Origin of the sequence: Candidatus Pelagibacter sp. HIMB1505, assembly GCF_052047915.1 — a bacterium.
GTDB lineage: Bacteria > Pseudomonadota > Alphaproteobacteria > Pelagibacterales > Pelagibacteraceae > Pelagibacter > Pelagibacter communis_A.
Genome location: NZ_JBNAIR010000001.1, coordinates 564648 through 583310 on the forward strand (window position 1 = coordinate 564648; position 18663 = coordinate 583310).

The window sequence follows — 18663 nt, forward strand, 5'->3', positions numbered from 1 at the left end:
ATAGGTTGTATTTTGAGTCCGTAATTGAATCAAAAGTGAATCAAAACGTGAACATTCAAAACTACATCTTGTGGAGTTGTGGATAAGTTTTACAATAAATAGCTAAAACACCAGTACAATAAAAAACTAATGATTTGCATAAAAGCAGAGATTCCAGAAGAGTTAAACAAAATAGATGATGAATTAAAAGCAATTTATCATAGCAAAGAAACAGTTTGTTTTTATTTATTTAAAACAAGAGAAGTTAGAAACAAGTTTATTGAAGAAACTAAAGGTATGAATAAAGAGGATAGAGAAAAAATTTACGAATTGTATAAAAGATAATCAATCAAAAGGAAATAAAATGAAAAAATTAACATGTCATTGTGGATCAGTGGAAGCAGAAATAAATGTAAATGGAGATCTTGAGAAAATTGTTAAATGTAATTGCTCAATTTGTAAACGTAAGGGAGCGATTATGTCGATGGTTAAAAATGAAGATTTTAAAATTACTAAGGGAGAAGATAAATTAAAACTTTATCAATTTCACACTAAAGTCGCTAAACATTATTTTTGTTCTAATTGTGGAATTTATACTCATCACAATCCAAGAAGTAATCCTGCAATGACTGGATTTAATTTAGGATGTGTAGATGAGGTAGATACTTTTGATTTAAAAGATATAACAATTATTGATGGTAACAACCATCCACTTGATCAAAAAAAATAAACTCAATGCAATCTGTTGAAAGTTGTTTTAAGAAAGTTAAAAAAGATTGTTTTAAATTTATAAGATCTCAAGAAACTTCAAAAGAGAAATTCAAAGGAAAAGATAAAATGATTAAATCTTTTCTAATACCAATTTGTTTTTGGATTTCAAAAAAAGCTTCTGTTAAACAACCTTATTTTCTAGGATTAGCAGGTGGACAAGGAACAGGCAAGACAACAATCAGTACTTTAATCAAAGTAATTTTGACTAAATATTTTAGATTAAATGTTTTCAAGATTTCAATTGATGATTTTTATAAAACTCGAAAAGATAGATTAGCATTATCAAAAAAAATACATCCAATGTTGCTTACTAGAGGTGTTCCAGGAACTCACGATATAGATATGATGCTTAAGTTTTTTAATAATATAAAAAAAACTAAATTTAAAAAAATTAGTTTACCAAGTTTTAATAAAGCTGTGGATGATAGGTCTCCTCAAAAATCTTGGTATCAAATTAAAAAAAAACCTGATGTGATAATTTTTGAAGGCTGGTGTGTAGGTGCAAAGTCAGAGAAGAATAATACTCTAAAAAGATCAATCAACTCTCTTGAAAAAGCGAATGATCAAAAATTAAAATGGAGAAAATATGTTAATAGTCAATTAAATGGAAAATATAAAAAATTATATTCCCAATTAAACTGTTTAATTTATTTGAAAGCTAAAAATTTTAATTTGTTACAAAAGTGGAGATTAAAGCAAGAATATAAGCTTTGGTTGAAAACTAAAAATAAATCAAATCATAAAATAATGAGTAAAGGTGATGTGATTAATTTTATGCAGACTTATCAAAGAATTACAGAAAACATGTTTAAAAATATGCCAAAATACGCCTCAATTATACTTAATTTAAATGGTAACCATCAGATAAAATCTGCAGTATATAAAAGCAAATGAAAAAAATTTTAATAATATTATTTGGATCTTTTTTAATTATTTCAAATGTAAATGCTGAGAGTTTTTCATCTGCATTATCAAAAGCATTTAAAAATAATTCTGAATTAAATGCTGAAAGAGAAAATATTAATATTTCAGAACAAGAATTAAAAATTTCAAAAGGCAACTATTTGCCAACGGTTACTTTATCTGGATCCAAAAGTCAGGAAGATACAAACAAACTAACTAATCAATCAGGTGGAAATGCTTCTATTAATGATGTGGACCCATTAACAAAGTCTATTTCGATTTCACAAACTTTAATTGATTTTGGAAGAGGGGCAGAGTTATCAAAGAGTCAAATTGGATTAGAACTAGCAAAAGCTAAACTTTTAAAAAAAGAGCAAGATATATTATATAAAACAACTGAAGCTTACACAGGGCTTGTATTGGCAAATGAAAAACTTAATATTAATAGAGATAACGTTGAACTATTAAGTAGACAAGTTGAAACAGACCAAATTAGAGTTGAGAGAGGACAAATTACTTTATCTGATGCTTCACAATCTGAGTCATCATTAGCTGAAGCACAAGCAAAATTAATTCAAGCTGAAAATGAATTGTTAACTAGCAAATTGAATTATGAAAATATTATTGGTGCATTAAATGATCCTAAATCTTTAGATAAAAATTCAATCTTAGAATATCCTTTGCCTGAAAGCTTAAATTCAGCAATTGATCTGTCTAAGAAAACCAATCCTGATTTAATTATTGCTCAGTTAGAATATGAACAAGCTCAAAAAGATAAAGTTATCGCAAAATCAGATCTTGCACCTACAGTAAACTTGTCTCTAGAGAGATCGTATACTGATGATTTAAGTTCAACCTACGACGAAAGAGAAAAAGATACAATTAAAGCAACAGTATCTTGGCCTTTTTATTCTGGGGGTAAAAACAGAGCTTCATTAAATAAAAGTTCAAGCATAGAGACAAGATCTCGACTAATTTTAGATAGTGTTACAAAACAAAATCAAACAAATGTTGCAAGTGCTTGGTCAAATTATCAATCAAACAAAAGCTTATTAAATTCAGTTCAAGCACAAGTAAGAGCAGCAGAAATTGCTAATGAAGGAATTGCAGCTGAGTATAATAGTGGAGCAGGCAGAACAACTTTAGAAGTTATTCAATCTAACTCTTTATTATTAAACGCTCAAATTTCACTTGCTAATTCTGAGAGAAATTACATCCTTTCTCAATTCAACTTACTTAAATCAATAGGCTTGCTTCATAGCGAGTATCTAAAAATTAACTAAAAATATAAATTTTAAGTAGGTAATAATTAATTATTGCTAATGAGAACAAAATGTGTACATTTATTTCATGATTCGAGTGTTAAAAAAATTAATAAAAGAGGCAAAAAATGACGAAAAGTAACCTAAAAGTAGTTAAATCTACTAAAGATCAAGAAATGGATAACAAAGAAAAGAATAAAGCTTTAGATGCTGCGATAGCTCAAATTACGGACAATTTTGGAAAAGGCTCTGTAATGAAGCTTGGTGAAAAAAGAGCTATGGATATTGAATCTGTTTCTACAGGATCTTTAAGTTTAGATTTAGCTTTAGGAATTGGTGGATTGCCAAAAGGAAGAATTATTGAAGTTTATGGTCCAGAGTCATCTGGTAAAACAACTTTGGCATTACAAGTTGTAGCTGAAGCACAAAAAGCAGGTGGAATTTGTGCATTTGTGGATGCAGAGCACGCTTTAGATCCAGTTTATGCAAAAAAATTAGGAGTTAATACTGAGGAGTTATTAATCTCTCAACCAGATACAGGTGAGCAAGCATTAGAAATTGCTGATACATTAGTAAAATCAGGTTCTATTTCAGTAATTGTGGTTGATTCTGTTGCTGCTTTAACTCCAAAAGCAGAAATTGATGGTGAAATGGGAGATCATCACGTTGGTTTACAATCAAGACTTATGAGTCAGGCTTTAAGAAAGTTAACTGGTTCAATTTCAAATACAAATACAATGATGATTTTTATTAACCAAATAAGAATGAAAATTGGAGTTATGTTTGGAAGTCCTGAAACAACATCAGGTGGAAATGCTTTAAAATTCTATTCATCTGTAAGAATGGATATTAGAAGAATAGGAGCAATCAAAGATAAAGACGAAATTATTGGAAACTCTACAAGAGTTAAGGTTGTTAAAAACAAAGTAGCACCTCCATTTAAAGTAGTTGAATTTGATTTAATGTATGGAAAAGGAATTAGCAAAATGGGTGAACTAGTTGACCTTGGTGCTAAAGCAGACATTATTGAAAAATCAGGAGCATGGTATGCTTATAAAGGTGAGAAGATAGGTCAAGGTAGAGAAAATGCTAAAACTTATCTAGCTCAAAACCCAGCTGTTGCAGCTGAAGTTGAGCTTGCAATTAGAGAGAAAGCTGGGGTGATTACCAAAAAAATTGAAGGTAATCCATTAGACCCTGAAAAAATTGAAAAAGAAAAGAAAGTTGCTGAAAAAGAAGAAGTAAAGGCTGAAGCTACTCCTCCTTCTAAAAAGAATTAATTTTTAGGTCATCTTTAAATTATAAAGGCGCTTAGTATTTAAGCGCCTTTTTCCCTTTATTACAGTTATCTAGACATAAAATAAAAAAGCTGTATTTTAAAAATATGGCAGATAAATCTCTCAATGAAATTCGAAGTACATTTTTAAATTACTTTGAAAAAAAAGATCATAAGATTGTTGAGTCTAGCAATCTAGTACCCAACAATGATCCAACATTGATGTTTGCCAATTCTGGCATGGTTCAGTTTAAAAATGTTTTTACCGGTTTAGAGAAAAGAGATTATGTAAGAGCAACAACATCTCAAAAATGTGTAAGAGCTGGTGGAAAACATAATGATTTAGAAAATGTTGGCTACACTCCAAGACACCATACATTTTTTGAAATGTTAGGAAATTTTTCTTTTGGAGATTATTTTAAAGAACAGGCCATTGATTATGCTTGGAATTTGATAACAAAAGATTTTGGAATAGATAAAAACAGACTTTATGTAACAGTTTTTCATGAGGATGATGAAGCTTTCAATTTTTGGAAGAAAATTGCGGGTTTTAACGATGATAGAATAATAAGAATATCAACTTCAGATAATTTTTGGTCAATGGGTGAAACAGGTCCTTGCGGACCTTGCTCTGAAATTTTTTATGATCATGGTGATCATTTAAAAGGAGGATTGCCAGGAACACCTGAAGAGGATGGTGATCGATTTATTGAGATTTGGAATTTAGTCTTTATGCAATACGAACAAGTTTCAAAAGATGAAAGGATTAATTTACCAAAGCCGTCTGTAGATACAGGGATGGGGCTTGAAAGAATTGCTGCTTTATTACAAGATACACATGATAATTATGAGACAGATCATTTTAAAAAAATTATTCAATCAACTTCAGACATAGTTAAACAAAAACCAGATCAAAAAAATCTTTCAAGCTTTAGAGTTATTGCTGATCATTTAAGAGCAAGCTCATTTTTAATTGCTGAAGGAGTTTTACCATCAAATGAAGGAAGAGGTTATGTGCTTAGAAGAATTATGAGAAGAGGAATGAGACATTCTCATATGTTAGGATCTAAGAAACCAATTTTTGCAAACTTGTTTAATACTCTGTTAGAAGAAATGTCAGCAAGCTATCCTGAATTAACTAGAGCAGAATCTTTAATTAAAGAAACTTTAAAAATGGAGGAAGAAAAATTTTTAGTTTTACTTGATAGAGGAATTAAAATTTTAAATGAAGAGATTTCTAAAATAGATAAAGTTTTACCTGGTGATGTTGCTTTCAAATTATATGAGACTTATGGGTTTCCAATTGATTTGACTGAGGACATATTAAAATCAAAGTCTTTAAAATTTGATAAAGATAGATTTGGTGAGTTGATGAGAGAGAGTATTGAGCTTGCAAGAAAAAACTGGAAAGGCTCTGGAGATAGTGCTGTAGAAAAAATTTGGTTTGGAATTAAAGAAAAAATTGGACCAACAGAATTTCTTGGATATGAAAATGATCAAGCTCAAGGAATTATTAAATGCTTATTGAAAAATCATAAAGAAGTATCAGTGCTTAATAAAGATGATGAAGGTATGATAGTTTTAAACCAAACACCTTTTTATGCTGAGTCAGGGGGACAAGTAGGAGATAAAGGGGTTATTGTAAAAGATGATTTTAAATTTGAAGTCACCGATGTTCAAAAAAAATTAGGTGATTTATTTGTTCATTATGGAAAAGTTGTTAGTGGATCAATAAAACTTGATCAAGATGTAGAGTTGAAAATTGATGTAAATAGAAGAAATGATACTAGAGCTTATCATTCAGCAACTCATTTACTACATGAGTCTTTAAGAAGAGTATTGGGTGATCATGTTACACAAAAGGGATCTTTAGTTGAACCTGAACGACTACGTTTTGATTTTAGTCATATGAAACCTATTTCAAATGAAGAAGTCGGTAAAATTGAAAATTATGTAAACGAGATGGTGCAAAAAAAAACAGAAGTGAAAACAAGAATTATGACACCCAAAGAAGCTGTTGAAAATGGAGCGTTAGCTCTATTTGGAGAGAAATATGGAGATGAAGTAAGGGTGCTTTCTATGGGTGATGAAGGTGAGAAGTATTTCTCAACTGAGCTATGTGGTGGAACTCACGTAAAAAATACTGGTGATATTGGCAAATTTAAAATTGTTAGCCAATCTTCAATTGCGGCTGGGGTTAGAAGAATAGAGGCATTAAGAGATAAACAATTAGAGGAATATTTAAAAAATAAAGAGAAACAACTTAACCTATCTTCAGAAAAAAATAATGAAATTATTAAAGACCTTAGTGATCAAATAACAAACTTGGGAGGCAAACCCTCTTTAGATGAAGACGATCAAAAAGTTTTAATCAAAAATCTAACAAAGCAACTAGAGACTTTATCTGTTAACTCAATATTAAAAGATAAATCAAAAAATATTATTAATGATCAAACAGTGAATAATATAAATTTAAGATTTCAAAAAATTACAGATTTACCTCCAAAAGAACTTAGAAAGTTAGTTGATCAAGGTAAAAAAGATTTAGGTGAAGGAATTATTGTAGTTTTTGCAAGTAAAGATGAAAAAGTTGGTTTAGCTGTTGGAGTTACAGAAAAGTTAACTGAAAAATATGATGCAGTTAATTTTGTTAAAGTAGGCTCAGAAATTATTGGTGGCAAAGGTGGCGGTGGAAGAAAAGATTTTGCACAAGCAGGTGGTCAAGATAGTGCAAAAATTGATGACGCTTTTGAAAGTATTAAAAAACTAATTTAATTTCTTTTTAAGATTACCATCAATTTCATCTAAAAATTGATTAGTCGTTAAGTACTTACTTGACGGACCAATTAAGATTGCCAAATCTTTTGTCATTGCTCCATTTTCAACACACTCTATACAAACATCTTCTAGAGTATTTGCAAATTTTATTAATTCATCATTACCATCAAGTTTACCTCTATGGGCCAAACCTCTACTCCAAGCAAAAATTGATGCAATCGGATTAGTGGAAGTTTCTTTACCTTGCTGATGCATTCTGTAGTGTCTTGTTACTGTTCCATGTGCTGCTTCAGCTTCCATTGTTTTACCATCTGGAGTTAAAAGAGTACTCGTCATTAAACCTAACGATCCATAGCCTTGAGCCATTGTATCTGACTGGACATCTCCATCATAATTTTTACAAGCCCAAATATATTTTCCACTCCACTTCATTGCACATGCAACCATGTCATCAATTAATCTGTGTTCATAAGTTAGTTTATGTTTTTCAAATTCAGTTTTGTACTCATTGTCATAAATTTCTTGAAAAATATCTTTAAATCTTCCATCGTATTGTTTTAGAATTGTATTTTTTGTAGACATGTAAACAGGCCATTTCTTCATTAATCCATAACTAAAACATGATCTTGCAAAATCTTGAATTGATTTATCTAAATTATACATTGATAATGCAACACCTGGTCCTGTAAAATTAAACACTTCATATTTGATTTCATCTTTACCATCTTCAGAAGTCCATTTAACCTCCATCTTACCTTTACCAGGAACTTTAAAGTCAGTAGCTCTATATTGATCACCAAATGCATGTCTTCCAATAATTACAGGGTCTGTCCAAGAAGGAACTAATTTTGGAATATTTTTACAAATAATTGGTTCTCTAAATACAGTTCCTCCAATAATATTTCTAATTGTTCCATTTGGAGATCTCCACATTTTCTTTAACTTGAATTCTTCAACTCTAGCTTCATCAGGAGTAATTGTTGCGCATTTAATTCCAACACCAACTTTTTTAATTGCATTAGCAGAGTCTATAGTGATCTGATCATCAGTATCATCTCTGCTTTTCATCCCAAGATCGTAATACTCAATACCAAGATCAAGATAAGGTAGGATCAATTTGTTTTTGATGAACTCCCAGATTATTCTGGTCATTTCATCACCATCTAGTTCTACAACAGGATTTTTTACAGTGATTTTGCTCATTTATATGAAATATATCTTATTAATTGAATTTCGGTGTTTTATATACATATTAATCAAAAATTATCAAATAGAAGAATATGTTTAGTAAGATTTTTCCAAAATTACATTCTGAAGGATACAAGTTTATTGTTATTGCGGCCGTAATAACAATCATACTTTATAATTTTAGTAGCTTCTTAGGATTAATTGGTCTTGTGCTGACTATTTGGGTTTATTATTTTTTTAGAGATCCAGAAAGAGTAGTCATTGAAGATGATAATTACCTAGTAAGCCCAGCTGATGGTGAGGTAATTAAAGTTGAGGAAGTTGATGGTCCTAAAGAATTAGGTTTAGAAAATAAAAAGTTTAATAAGATAAGCATATTTATGAATGTCTTTGACTGTCATGTGAATAGAACTCCATGTAAAGGAAAGATTGAAGAAATTTTATATAAACCAGGCAAATTTTTAAATGCTTCATTAGATAAAGCAAGTGAAGACAATGAGAGAAACTATTACAAAATTAAAGACGTTCACGGCAATGATATTGTTGTAGTTCAAATAGCAGGCCTTATTGCAAGAAGAATTGTATGTGAGTCTAATAAAGATCAAAACCTATCCCAAGGTGAGAGAATAGGAATGATAAGATTTGGAAGTAGAGCTGACGTTTATTATGAAAATTATCAGCCATTAGTTAAAATAGGACAGCTAACTATTTCAGGAGAAACACTTTTAGCTAAAAAATAAAATGCAAGAACAAAAAAATAATTTCAAAATTATAGCTGATAGAAAAAATGCAAGAATGTTACTGCCTAACATGCTTACACTTTTTGGAGTTTGTATAGGCTTAACTTCAATCAGATTTGCCTTAGATGGCAAATTTGAATATGCGATAATTGCAATAATATTTGCAGCATTGATAGATGGCCTGGATGGAAGAATAGCAAGATTGATAAAAGGAACTTCTAAAGTTGGTAAAGAACTAGATTCATTAACAGATATGATTAGCTTTGGTGTTGCACCAGCATTTATCATGTACTTTTGGAAATTAAATGAGCTAGGAAAATTTGGTTGGCTGTTATCTTTGGTTTACGTGATTTGTGTTGCGTTAAGACTTGCTAGATTTAATATAAACTCAAATCAAGAACCATCTTGGAGAGATAATTTTTTTGAAGGGGTGCCTTCGCCAGCAGGAGGGATATTAGTTTTAACTCCTTTGATTTATAGTCTAAGTGGCTTAAGTTTTTTTCAAATTAATTATAACGTTATTGTTCCAATTTTTTTTATAACAACTTCTTTTTTATTGATCAGTAAATTTCCATCTTATTCTTTCAAGAAAATTGTAATTCAAAGAAAAGCCACTATTTTTCTATTATTTGGAATTGTTTTGTTTTTTGGTTTATTATTGATTTACACTTTTAATATCATCGCAATTAGTTCATTAATTTATTTAACTTTATTACCAATTAGTTTTTTCCATTATCAAAAACTAAAAAAACAAAATCAAAATGAAAAAATTCAAGATAGTGATGATGATCTTGAAGATGTTCTTTAATGAAAAAAAATGTAATTGTTTCATTAGCAGATGCTAATTATTATCCTTTATTAAACGAGCTTGTTGACTCAATTAAACAATTTAAAGAGAGTGAGAATGTAGCGATTTGTATCTTAGATGCTGGATTAGAAGACAAACAAAAAGAAGCTCTACTTGATAAAGTAGATGCAATTAAACCAGCTGAGTGGGATATTGAAGTCCCAGGTTATAAAGTAAAAGATAAAGAATGGTTAAAAAGTCAAGTGTCTAGAGCTTTTTTACCAAAGTATTTTCCTAACTATGAAAAATATCTATGGATTGATTGTGATGCTTGGGTGAATGATTGGCAATCAGTTGAGTTATATTTTAAAGCCTGTGAAAATGGTAAGCTAGGAATTACACAAACTATAGGACCAGGCTATAGAATTACATCTAAAGTTAATTGGTTATTTGGAAAACTAGCAATAATAAAATCTCAAAATTTTAAACATGCTGTTAAATCAAAAATTGGATACTCAAAAGCTCGTAAACTTGCTTTTGCTCCACATATTAATATAGGAGTTTTTTCACTTGAAGCTAACTCACCAGGTTGGTTATCTTGGCAAAAAAATTTATTTCAGACACTAAAGGCTGGAAATATTTTTGGTTCTGAAGGTCTTGCTATAAATATGTCAGTTTATATTGATGAACTAAAGACTGAATTTTTGCCACTTAACTGCAATTGGATAACAAGTAATTTACTTCCAAAATTTGATGAAGATAAAAATACTTTTGTAGAACCCTTTTTACCAAATTATAAGATAGGTATTATGCATCTTGCAGCAGGTATTTGGAAAGATGGCAAAGACATGAGAATAAACAAAGATATCAAAATTAAGATAGAAAATCTTGAGGGTGAACTTGTAGAAAAAAGTTTAAGATTTAGTAATTAATTGAAAAAAAATAAAATTTCAAAAAATTGGGTAAATAAACAGAGAAGAGATACTTATGTACGTCAATCTAAGGTTGATGGGTATAGAGCTAGATCTGCTTATAAATTAATTGAAATTGATGAAAAATTTAAAATTTTCAAAGGTGGATTAACAGTAATAGATATTGGCGCAGCACCAGGCAGCTGGACTCAGTACGCATCTAAAGTAGTTAGAAATGGTAAAATTATATCAATAGATCTTAAAGAAATGGAACCAATTGATAATACACTTCAAATAAAAGGTGATTTTACTGAAGAACAGACTCAACAAAAGATAAAAGAATTGTTAGCTGATAAATCAGACATAGTAATGTCTGATATGGCAGTAAATACAACTGGTATTAAAAATATAGACTCAATTCAAACAGGGGAATTATGCAAAGAGGCAATGATTTTTTCTCAAGATATCATTTCAAATAATGGCTTCTTTATCTCAAAAATATTCATGGGTGGCTCGTTTAATGAAATTGTTCAGCTAGGTAAAAAGATTTTCAAAGAAGTTAAAGTATTTAAACCAAAATCTAGCCGAAAAGATTCAAAAGAGAGCTTTATAATTTGTAAAAATCTTAGATAGGCTCTTTAAAAAATAAGGGAATCATATATAAATCGTTATGGATCCTATTAAAGAAGCACTTACCTTTGACGACGTTACATTAGCCCCAAAGTACTCTGAAATATTACCGTCTGAAGTTGATACCAGTATTAAATTAACTGAAAATCTTAAATTAAAAATTCCATTACTGTCATCTGCAATGGACACAGTTACTGAAAGCAAAATGGCAATTGCCATAGCTAAAGCTGGAGGCATTGGTGTTATTCATAGAAATCTAGATGTAAAAAAACAAATTACTGAAATTAAAAAAGTAAAACAAAAAAAATTACTAGTTGGTGCAGCAGTTGGTGCTGGCCCAAATGAAGTTAGTCGAGCTAAAGAAATTCTTAAAGAAGGAGTAGATTTAATAGTTGTAGATACTGCTCATGGACATACTAAAAAAGTTTCTGAAATTGTTAAATTGATTAAAAAAATTAAGACTAAAAAAACAGCATTATGTGCAGGAAACATTGCAACACCAGAGGCTGCAAAATACTTATTAAATTTAGGTGTAGATATAATTAAAGTAGGTATTGGCCCAGGATCAATTTGTACAACCAGATTAGTAGCGGGTATAGGTGTTCCACAATTAAGTGCAATTCTTTCTGTTAGGAATGGAATTAAAAATAAGAATGTTAAAATCATTGCTGATGGAGGAATTAAATATTCTGGTGATTTAGCTAAAGCTTTTGCTGCAGGTGCAGATGCAGTTATGATTGGGTCATTGTTTGCAGGCACAGATGAAGCTCCTGGAAAACTAATTAAAAGAAATGGTAAATATTTTAAAAGCTTTAGAGGCATGGGTTCTGTTGGAGCAATGAATAAAGGTTCTGCAGATAGATATTTTCAATCAAAACAAAAAGATATATCAAAATATGTGCCGGAAGGCGTTGAAGGATTTGCAAAATATAAAGGCGATGTTGGAAGTATTATTTTTAAATTAATTGGTGGTTTAAGATCTTCAATGGGTTATCTTGGATCTAAACAAATTAAATATTTAAGAAATAAACCTAAATTTGTAAAAATTACTAAAGCTGGTTTTTATGAAAGTATGGTTCATAATGTAGATATTATAAAAAGTGATACAAAATATTAATGTTTAAATTTTATAAAATATTTTTTTCTTTAATTGTTTTAATTAACTTAACAAATATTAGTTTAGCTAAAGAAGAATTTTTTAATGAAGGTGTAAAATTATTTAAAGCAAAAAAATTCGATGATGCAAAATTTCTATTTGAGAGAAGCATTGTGTTTGAACCTAAACATGCAGACTCTTATTTGTATCTTGCAAAGATATATAAAGAGCAGGAAGATTTAAAAAAAGAAGAAAAGAATTTAGAAACTACATTACTTATTGATCCTGCTAATGAAGAAGCAATATTATTGATGATGGAGATGGGAATTGAAAGAACTAATTATTCTAAAGTAAAAGAGTTATCTGAGAGATTTACAAAGGTTTGTAAAAATTTATGTGATAAAAATGAAAAAATTTTACAGGACTTGAAGAATTTAGAACCAAAAAATGAGTCTTGATTTAAATTTGAACAAAATCTTAATAATTGATTTTGGCTCACAATTTACACAACTAATAGTACGAAGAATAAGAGAACTTGGTGTATATTCAGAATTAGTTAGCCATCAAAAGATAAAAAGTTCTCAGATAAAATCAAACACTAAAGGGATTATTTTGTCTGGAGGACCTTTAAATGTCTATCAATTAAATGATAATTTATTTGATAAAAGAATATTAAAATTAGGAATTCCAATTCTTGGCATATGTTTTGGACATCAAATTTTATCAAAATTTAATGGTGGTAAGGTTAAGCAATCTAAACATCGAGAGTTTGGCTTAGCCAACATTTATAAAAAAAATAATAGTTTATTAATCAAAAATTTTTTTAATAAAAAATCAAAAAAAGTTTGGATGAGTCATGCAGATCAAGTTTATAGATTGCCAAAAACTTTTAGAGTTATCGCCTCAAGTGAAAATTCAAAGTATGCAATTGTAGAAAGTAAAGTAGAGCAGTTTTTTGGAGTTCAATTTCACCCAGAGGTAACTCACTCTGAAAATGGCAAAAAAATATTTAGTAATTTTATTTCTAAAATATGTAAAATTAAAAAAAATTGGTCTCCCAAAGATCAAAGGATCAAATTAATTAAGGAAGTTAGACAACAAGTTGGTCAAAATAAAGTGATCTGTGCTTTATCTGGTGGAGTAGATAGCAGCGTAGTTGCCCAACTTTTAAACAAAGCTATTGGCAAAAAATTATACTGCATATTTGTGAATACAGGTCTTTTGAGAAAAAATGAGGAAATTCAGGTTGTTCAAACATTTAAGAAAAGATTAAAGATTAATTTAATTTATGTAAACGCTGAAAAAGAATTTCTTAGAAAATTAAAAAATGTTTCTGACCCAGAAAAGAAAAGAAAAATTATTGGAAATTTATTTATTAAAATATTTGAAAGATATTCAAAAAAAATTAAGAATGTTAAGTACCTTGCACAAGGAACTCTTTATCCAGATTTAATCGAAAGCAAATCAGTAACAGGCAGTCAAACTTCAAAGATAAAATCTCATCATAATGTTGGTGGGTTGCCTAAAAAAATGAAGTTAGAATTAGTAGAACCTTTGAAGTTTCTTTTTAAAGATGAGGTGAGAAAATTAGGCTTAGAATTAAATTTAAATAAAGAAATTATATCTAGACATCCATTTCCTGGACCTGGATTAGCTATTCGTATGCCAGGTTTAATAACTCCTGAAAAAATAAAAATTCTTAAAGAAGCAGATCATTATTTTATAAGTGCTCTAAAAGAAAAAAATCTCTATGATAAAATTTGGCAAGCTTATGCAGCTTTACTCCCTGTAAAAACAGTTGGCGTTATGGGGGATAATAGAACTTATGAATATTTATGCCTGCTAAGAGCGATCACTTCTGAAGATGGTATGACAGCTGATTACTATGATTTTAAAAAATCATTTATGCAGTACGTATCAAACAAGATTGTGAATAGTATTAGAGGAATAAATAGAGTTGTGTATGATGTTACCTCAAAACCACCTAGCACTATTGAATTAGAATAGTTTTAATTATAAATTTATAAAATGAAATATCTTCATACTATGATTAGAATCAAAGACATAAATGAGTCTTTGAGATTTTTTTGTGATGGACTTGGTTTGAGAGAAAACAAAAGAATTGATAATGAAAAAGGAAGATTTACACTTATATTTTTATCAGCTCCAAATGACGATCAAGCTCAAATTGAATTGACTTATAATTGGGATGGTGATGATCTTGGTGACGGTTCAAGAAATTTTGGACATCTCGCTTATAGAGTAGACAATATTTATGAAACATGTCAGCGATTAATGGATATGGGTTATATTATTAATAGACCGCCTAGAGATGGGCACATGGCTTTTGTAAGATCACCTGATAAAATTTCTATTGAAATTCTCCAAGAAGGTAACTTAGAACCGCAAGAACCTTGGGCCTCTATGCAAAATACTGGTACTTGGTAATTGAGTAAGATAAATTAAAATGAACAAAATAAAAGAAATAAAAAATAAAAAAAATAAAACTAAGTTAATTTGTTTAACTGCTTATTCTAAAAACATTGCTTCAACATTAGATAAGTATTGTGACATCATTTTAGTTGGAGATTCTCTTGGATCAGTTCTTTATAATTTTGAGACCACAAAGAAGGTTTCTTTAGAGATGATGATTAATCACGCTAGGAGCGTGAAAGCAGGAGTAAAAAAATCTTTATTAGTTGTCGATATGCCTTTTAATACTTATCGTGATCCAAAAGATGCTTTGAAAAATGCTAGGCGAATAATAAAACAAACAAAGTGTGATGCTGTAAAACTTGAAGGTGGAAAAAAGATTATCCCTATTATCAAAATATTAATTAAGAACAAAATATCAGTAATGGGTCATTTAGGAATTTTACCTCAAACTGAAAAAAAATTTGTATTCAAAGGAAAAAAATTAAAAGAAAGAAATAAAATTTTAGAGGATGCTCAATTGTTAGAAAAAGCTGGTGTTTTTTCAATTGTATTGGAGTGTACTGAAAAGAAATTATCTAAAGATATAACAAATAACCTAAAAATACCTACAATTGGTATAGGGGCATCGATAAATTGTGACGGCCAAGTATTAGTGACTGATGATCTATTGGGATTAAGTGATGGTAAATTTAAATTTGTAAAAAAATTTGCAAATTTAACTAAGTTAATTGATCAAGCGGTTAGAAAATTTAAATTTGAAGTTCAAAATAAGCGATTTCCAAAAAATAAACACTCTTTTCAAAACTAATTAACTAGACAATTTAGTTAATAATATATTTAAATAATTATACTAATGAAACTATCTAAAATAAAACCTAAGTATCTATTAAATCCAAACCCAAGGATTGGTTTAATAACTCTTGCTAGTGATTTTAGGATCGAAAAAGATTTTAATAATGTGATTAATGGAAAAGATATAGATTTATATTGTAATCGAATTCATTGTTACAATCCTTTAACTAATGAAACTTTGAAAAAAATGGCAGACGATATTACCAATGTCACTAAAGATATATTACCAGATCAGAAACTAGATTGTGTTGCTTATGGTTGCACATCTGGAACTATTGCTGCAGGATATGATTCCATTTTTGAAAAAGTCAATGCCGCCAAACCCAATACTAAAGTAACAACACCAATTACAGCAGCCATCAAAGCTCTAAAAAAATTAAATATTAATAAAATTTCTATTTTCACACCATACACTAATGAAATTAACAATTCTGTTGTTGAGTATTTTAAAAATGAAAATTTTGAAATTAATGAATTATCTTATTTTGATATACCTTCTGATTTAGATATAGGAAAAGTCGATGATAAATATCTATTTGATGTTTTAAGTAAAATTAACTTAAATGATAGCGATGCGTTATTTGTTTCTTGTACAGCTCTACCTGTACTATCTTTAATAAACGACCTTGAAAAGAAACTTGGAAAATTTGTTGTGTCAAGTAATCAAGCTTTAATCTGGGATAGTCTAAATCAAATTAACTCTAATATTAATGTTGTAGGGTATGGAAAATTATTTAATAATTAATTTATGATTTTTTCAAAAAATGAATATCAAGATAGGCTAAAAAAAGTTCAAGCCTCAATGCAAAAAAAAGGAATTGAGTTATTAATTTCTCAAGATCCATCTAACATGAATTATTTAACAGGCTATGATGCTTGGTCTTTTTATTATGCTCAGTGTGTAATTGTACATGTAAATGCAGATGAGCCATTATGTTTTGTAAGAAATCAAGATGCAGGTGGTGCATATATTAAAACTTATTTAAAAGATGAAAATATTATTAAGTATGATGAAAAATATATTCATACTTGGCCATTACATCCATACGATGCATTAGTTGATTTAATTAAAGAGCGAAAGTGGGATAAACTTTCAATAGGTCTTGAAATGGATAGTCATTATTTTACTGCCTATTGTTATGAGAGAATAAAAACAGGATTGCCTAATGCAAAAATTTTAGATTGTGAACGATTAGTTAATTGGGTCAGAGTTGTTAAATCAGATGCTGAGATAGATTTGATGAAAGCTGCATCTAAGATAGTTCAAAATGGAATGAAAAAAGCATTTGAGGTTATTAGCCCAGGGGTCAGACAGTGTGATGCCGTTTCAGAAATTTATTCTTCATTAATTAAAGGTACCCCAGAATTTGGAGGAGATTATGCCTCGATAGTTCCAATGCTGCCAACAGGAAAAGGTACATCAGCATCTCATTTAACATGGACTGATGATAAATTTATTGAGGGAGAAGCTACTATTATTGAGATTTCAGGCTCACATAAAAAATATCATTGCCCTATGGCTCGAACAATTTTACTTGGAAAACCAGATCAATTGAAAATTGATACAATGAAAAAAACGAATGAGGCGCTTCAAGCAGGTATTGATGCGGTAAAAGCAGGTAATACTGCTGATGATGTTGCTCAAGCTTTTTGGAAAATATTAGATAAATTTGGAATTGAGAAAACCTCAAGAACTGGTTATTCAATTGGAATTGGTTACCCACCTGATTGGGGCGAACATACTTTAAATATATCTAAAGGAGATATGACAGAGCTAAAACCTAATGTAACTTTTCATATGATCGCTGTGATGCAGTTTGGTAACTGGGGCGTTGAGGCTTCAGAATCTATTAGAGTGACTGAAAATGGTGCAGAATTGTTCTGTAATCTTTCAAAAGATCTATTTATAAAATAATTCAATTTTACCTGTTGAATTCTTATCTCACAAATGTTTAACATGTACACTTTATGGCAAAAAATCCTGAATTCGTAAAATTTGACAAAGTCGATAAAAGTTATGACGGTAAAGTACTTGTCGTTAAAGATCTTCAGCTAGATATCGAAGAGGGTGAGTTTGTAACAATGTTAGGGCCATCTGGATCTGGTAAGACTACATGCTTGATGATGTTAGCAGGATTTGAAACTCCAACTCATGGTGAAATTTATTTAGATGGAAAAGCGATTTCAAGTATTCCACCACACAAAAGAGGAATTGGAATGGTATTTCAAAATTATGCTTTATTCCCTCATATGACTGTTTATGAAAATTTAGCATTTCCATTAAGAGTTAGAAAAATTCCAAAAGATGAAGCAGATAAAAAAATTGATAAAGCATTATCAATGGTATCACTTCAAGGATTTGCATCTAGAATGCCAGGTCAGTTATCAGGAGGTCAACAACAAAGAGTAGCCGTTGCAAGATCTTTAGTGTTTGATCCTCAGCTAGTTTTAATGGATGAGCCATTAGGTGCATTAGATAAAAATTTAAGAGAGAGCATGCAATATGAAATTAAACATATTCATGAAAGTATTGGTGTAACAGTTGTCTATGTTACTCATGATCAAAGTGAGGCTTTAACAATGTCAAATAGGATTGCAGTTTTCAATGATGGAAAAGTACAACAGCTTTCAAGTCCAGACGAATTATATGAAAAACCAGTTAACTCATTTGTGGCAGAATTTATTGGAGAGAATAATACTTTTGCTGGAGAGGTATCAGAAATTTCTGGAAAAAAATGTAAAGTTAAAGTTTCAAATACAGAAATTTTAGCTAATCCGATTTCAGTAAAATCAAAAGGTGAAAAAACAAGAATTTCTTTAAGACCAGAAAGAGCATTAATAAATCCAAGTAGTGATATGGATAATATTCACAGTGGTAAAATAGAAGAGGTTATTTACCATGGTGATCATACAAGAATAAGAATCAATTTACTTCAAAACAATCAATTTATTTTAAAAGTTCCAAATAGTTCATCCAACTTAGATATAAAACTTGGTAAAGAGATTAAAATTGGCTGGAATAGTGAAGACGCTAGAGCTTTAGATCCAAAATAA

General features: G+C 29.7%; 19 protein-coding genes. 18 read left to right on the top strand and 1 reads right to left on the bottom strand.

Features of this window, described 5'->3' with window-relative positions; genetic code table 11:
- Positions 1–129: 129 nt before the first annotated feature.
- The 6 genes from ACTTAU_RS02960 to alaS all read left to right on the top strand — a co-directional run bounded on the left by ACTTAU_RS02960 (position 130) and on the right by alaS (position 6966).
- On the top strand, positions 130–324 hold the full coding sequence (locus tag ACTTAU_RS02960; RefSeq protein WP_438305700.1) for a hypothetical protein: 195 nt from the start codon (positions 130–132) through the stop codon (positions 322–324).
- A 19-nt stretch (positions 325–343) separates the two neighbouring features.
- A complete protein-coding gene (locus ACTTAU_RS02965; RefSeq protein ID WP_438305699.1) occupies positions 344–709 on the top strand; it encodes a GFA family protein in 366 nt (121 codons plus the stop codon).
- Between the two features lie 5 nt (positions 710–714).
- Positions 715–1644: a uridine kinase gene (locus ACTTAU_RS02970; RefSeq protein WP_438305697.1), complete on the top strand. Its 930-nt coding sequence runs from the start codon at positions 715–717 to the stop codon at positions 1642–1644.
- Positions 1641–2936 (top strand): TolC family outer membrane protein, encoded by a 1296-nt coding sequence (locus ACTTAU_RS02975; protein WP_438305696.1) that lies wholly within the window; start codon positions 1641–1643, stop codon positions 2934–2936. The genes ACTTAU_RS02970 and ACTTAU_RS02975 overlap by 4 nt, the downstream gene beginning before the upstream one ends.
- 107 nt (positions 2937–3043) lie before the next feature.
- Positions 3044–4195, top strand: a complete 1152-nt coding sequence (gene recA / locus ACTTAU_RS02980) for a recombinase RecA (protein ID WP_438305694.1) — start codon at positions 3044–3046, stop codon at positions 4193–4195.
- Between the two features lie 104 nt (positions 4196–4299).
- A complete protein-coding gene (gene alaS / locus ACTTAU_RS02985; protein WP_438305692.1) occupies positions 4300–6966 on the top strand; it encodes an alanine--tRNA ligase in 2667 nt (888 codons plus the stop codon).
- On the opposite strand, the gene ACTTAU_RS02990 is transcribed toward alaS, so the two are convergent.
- Positions 6958–8172, bottom strand: coding sequence for an NADP-dependent isocitrate dehydrogenase (locus ACTTAU_RS02990; RefSeq protein WP_438305691.1), 1215 nt, complete (start codon positions 8170–8172; stop codon positions 6958–6960). The genes alaS and ACTTAU_RS02990 overlap by 9 nt on opposite strands.
- A gap of 77 nt (positions 8173–8249) precedes the next feature.
- Here ACTTAU_RS02990 and ACTTAU_RS02995 point away from each other — a divergent pair, with 77 nt between their 5' ends.
- From ACTTAU_RS02995 to ACTTAU_RS03050, 12 genes are read left to right on the top strand one after another with little or no spacing between them, the layout of a single operon-like run.
- On the top strand, positions 8250–8897 hold the full coding sequence (locus tag ACTTAU_RS02995; protein WP_438305689.1) for a phosphatidylserine decarboxylase: 648 nt from the start codon (positions 8250–8252) through the stop codon (positions 8895–8897).
- 1 nt (position 8898) lies between these two features.
- Positions 8899–9705 (top strand): CDP-diacylglycerol--serine O-phosphatidyltransferase, encoded by an 807-nt coding sequence (pssA, locus tag ACTTAU_RS03000; RefSeq protein ID WP_085113909.1) that lies wholly within the window; start codon positions 8899–8901, stop codon positions 9703–9705.
- On the top strand, positions 9705–10616 hold the full coding sequence (locus ACTTAU_RS03005; RefSeq protein WP_438305688.1) for a glycosyltransferase: 912 nt from the start codon (positions 9705–9707) through the stop codon (positions 10614–10616). The genes pssA and ACTTAU_RS03005 overlap by 1 nt, the downstream gene beginning before the upstream one ends.
- On the top strand, positions 10617–11228 hold the full coding sequence (locus ACTTAU_RS03010) for an RlmE family RNA methyltransferase (protein WP_438305685.1): 612 nt from the start codon (positions 10617–10619) through the stop codon (positions 11226–11228). It abuts the gene before it with no gap.
- Between the two features lie 37 nt (positions 11229–11265).
- The gene (guaB, locus tag ACTTAU_RS03015; protein WP_438305683.1) at positions 11266–12342 is read left to right on the top strand and encodes an IMP dehydrogenase; all 1077 of its coding nucleotides are present in this window, start codon (positions 11266–11268) and stop codon (positions 12340–12342) included.
- Positions 12342–12779, top strand: coding sequence for a hypothetical protein (locus tag ACTTAU_RS03020; protein ID WP_438305681.1), 438 nt, complete (start codon positions 12342–12344; stop codon positions 12777–12779). The genes guaB and ACTTAU_RS03020 overlap by 1 nt, the downstream gene beginning before the upstream one ends.
- Positions 12769–14328 carry a glutamine-hydrolyzing GMP synthase gene (guaA, locus tag ACTTAU_RS03025; RefSeq protein ID WP_438305679.1) on the top strand — a complete coding sequence of 520 codons (1560 nt, stop codon included), beginning with the start codon at positions 12769–12771 and terminating at the stop codon, positions 14326–14328. Before ACTTAU_RS03020 ends, guaA begins: the two co-directional genes overlap by 11 nt.
- A gap of 21 nt (positions 14329–14349) precedes the next feature.
- Positions 14350–14769 (top strand): VOC family protein, encoded by a 420-nt coding sequence (locus tag ACTTAU_RS03030; RefSeq protein ID WP_438305677.1) that lies wholly within the window; start codon positions 14350–14352, stop codon positions 14767–14769.
- A gap of 19 nt (positions 14770–14788) precedes the next feature.
- A complete protein-coding gene (gene panB, locus ACTTAU_RS03035; RefSeq protein WP_438305675.1) occupies positions 14789–15565 on the top strand; it encodes a 3-methyl-2-oxobutanoate hydroxymethyltransferase in 777 nt (258 codons plus the stop codon).
- Between the two features lie 45 nt (positions 15566–15610).
- Positions 15611–16354, top strand: a complete 744-nt coding sequence (locus ACTTAU_RS03040; protein WP_438305672.1) for a maleate cis-trans isomerase family protein — start codon at positions 15611–15613, stop codon at positions 16352–16354.
- 3 nt (positions 16355–16357) lie between these two features.
- Positions 16358–17524: a M24 family metallopeptidase gene (locus ACTTAU_RS03045; RefSeq protein WP_438305670.1), complete on the top strand. Its 1167-nt coding sequence runs from the start codon at positions 16358–16360 to the stop codon at positions 17522–17524.
- Between the two features lie 53 nt (positions 17525–17577).
- Entirely contained in the window at positions 17578–18663 is a 1086-nt protein-coding gene (locus ACTTAU_RS03050; RefSeq protein WP_438305668.1) for an ABC transporter ATP-binding protein, read from the top strand.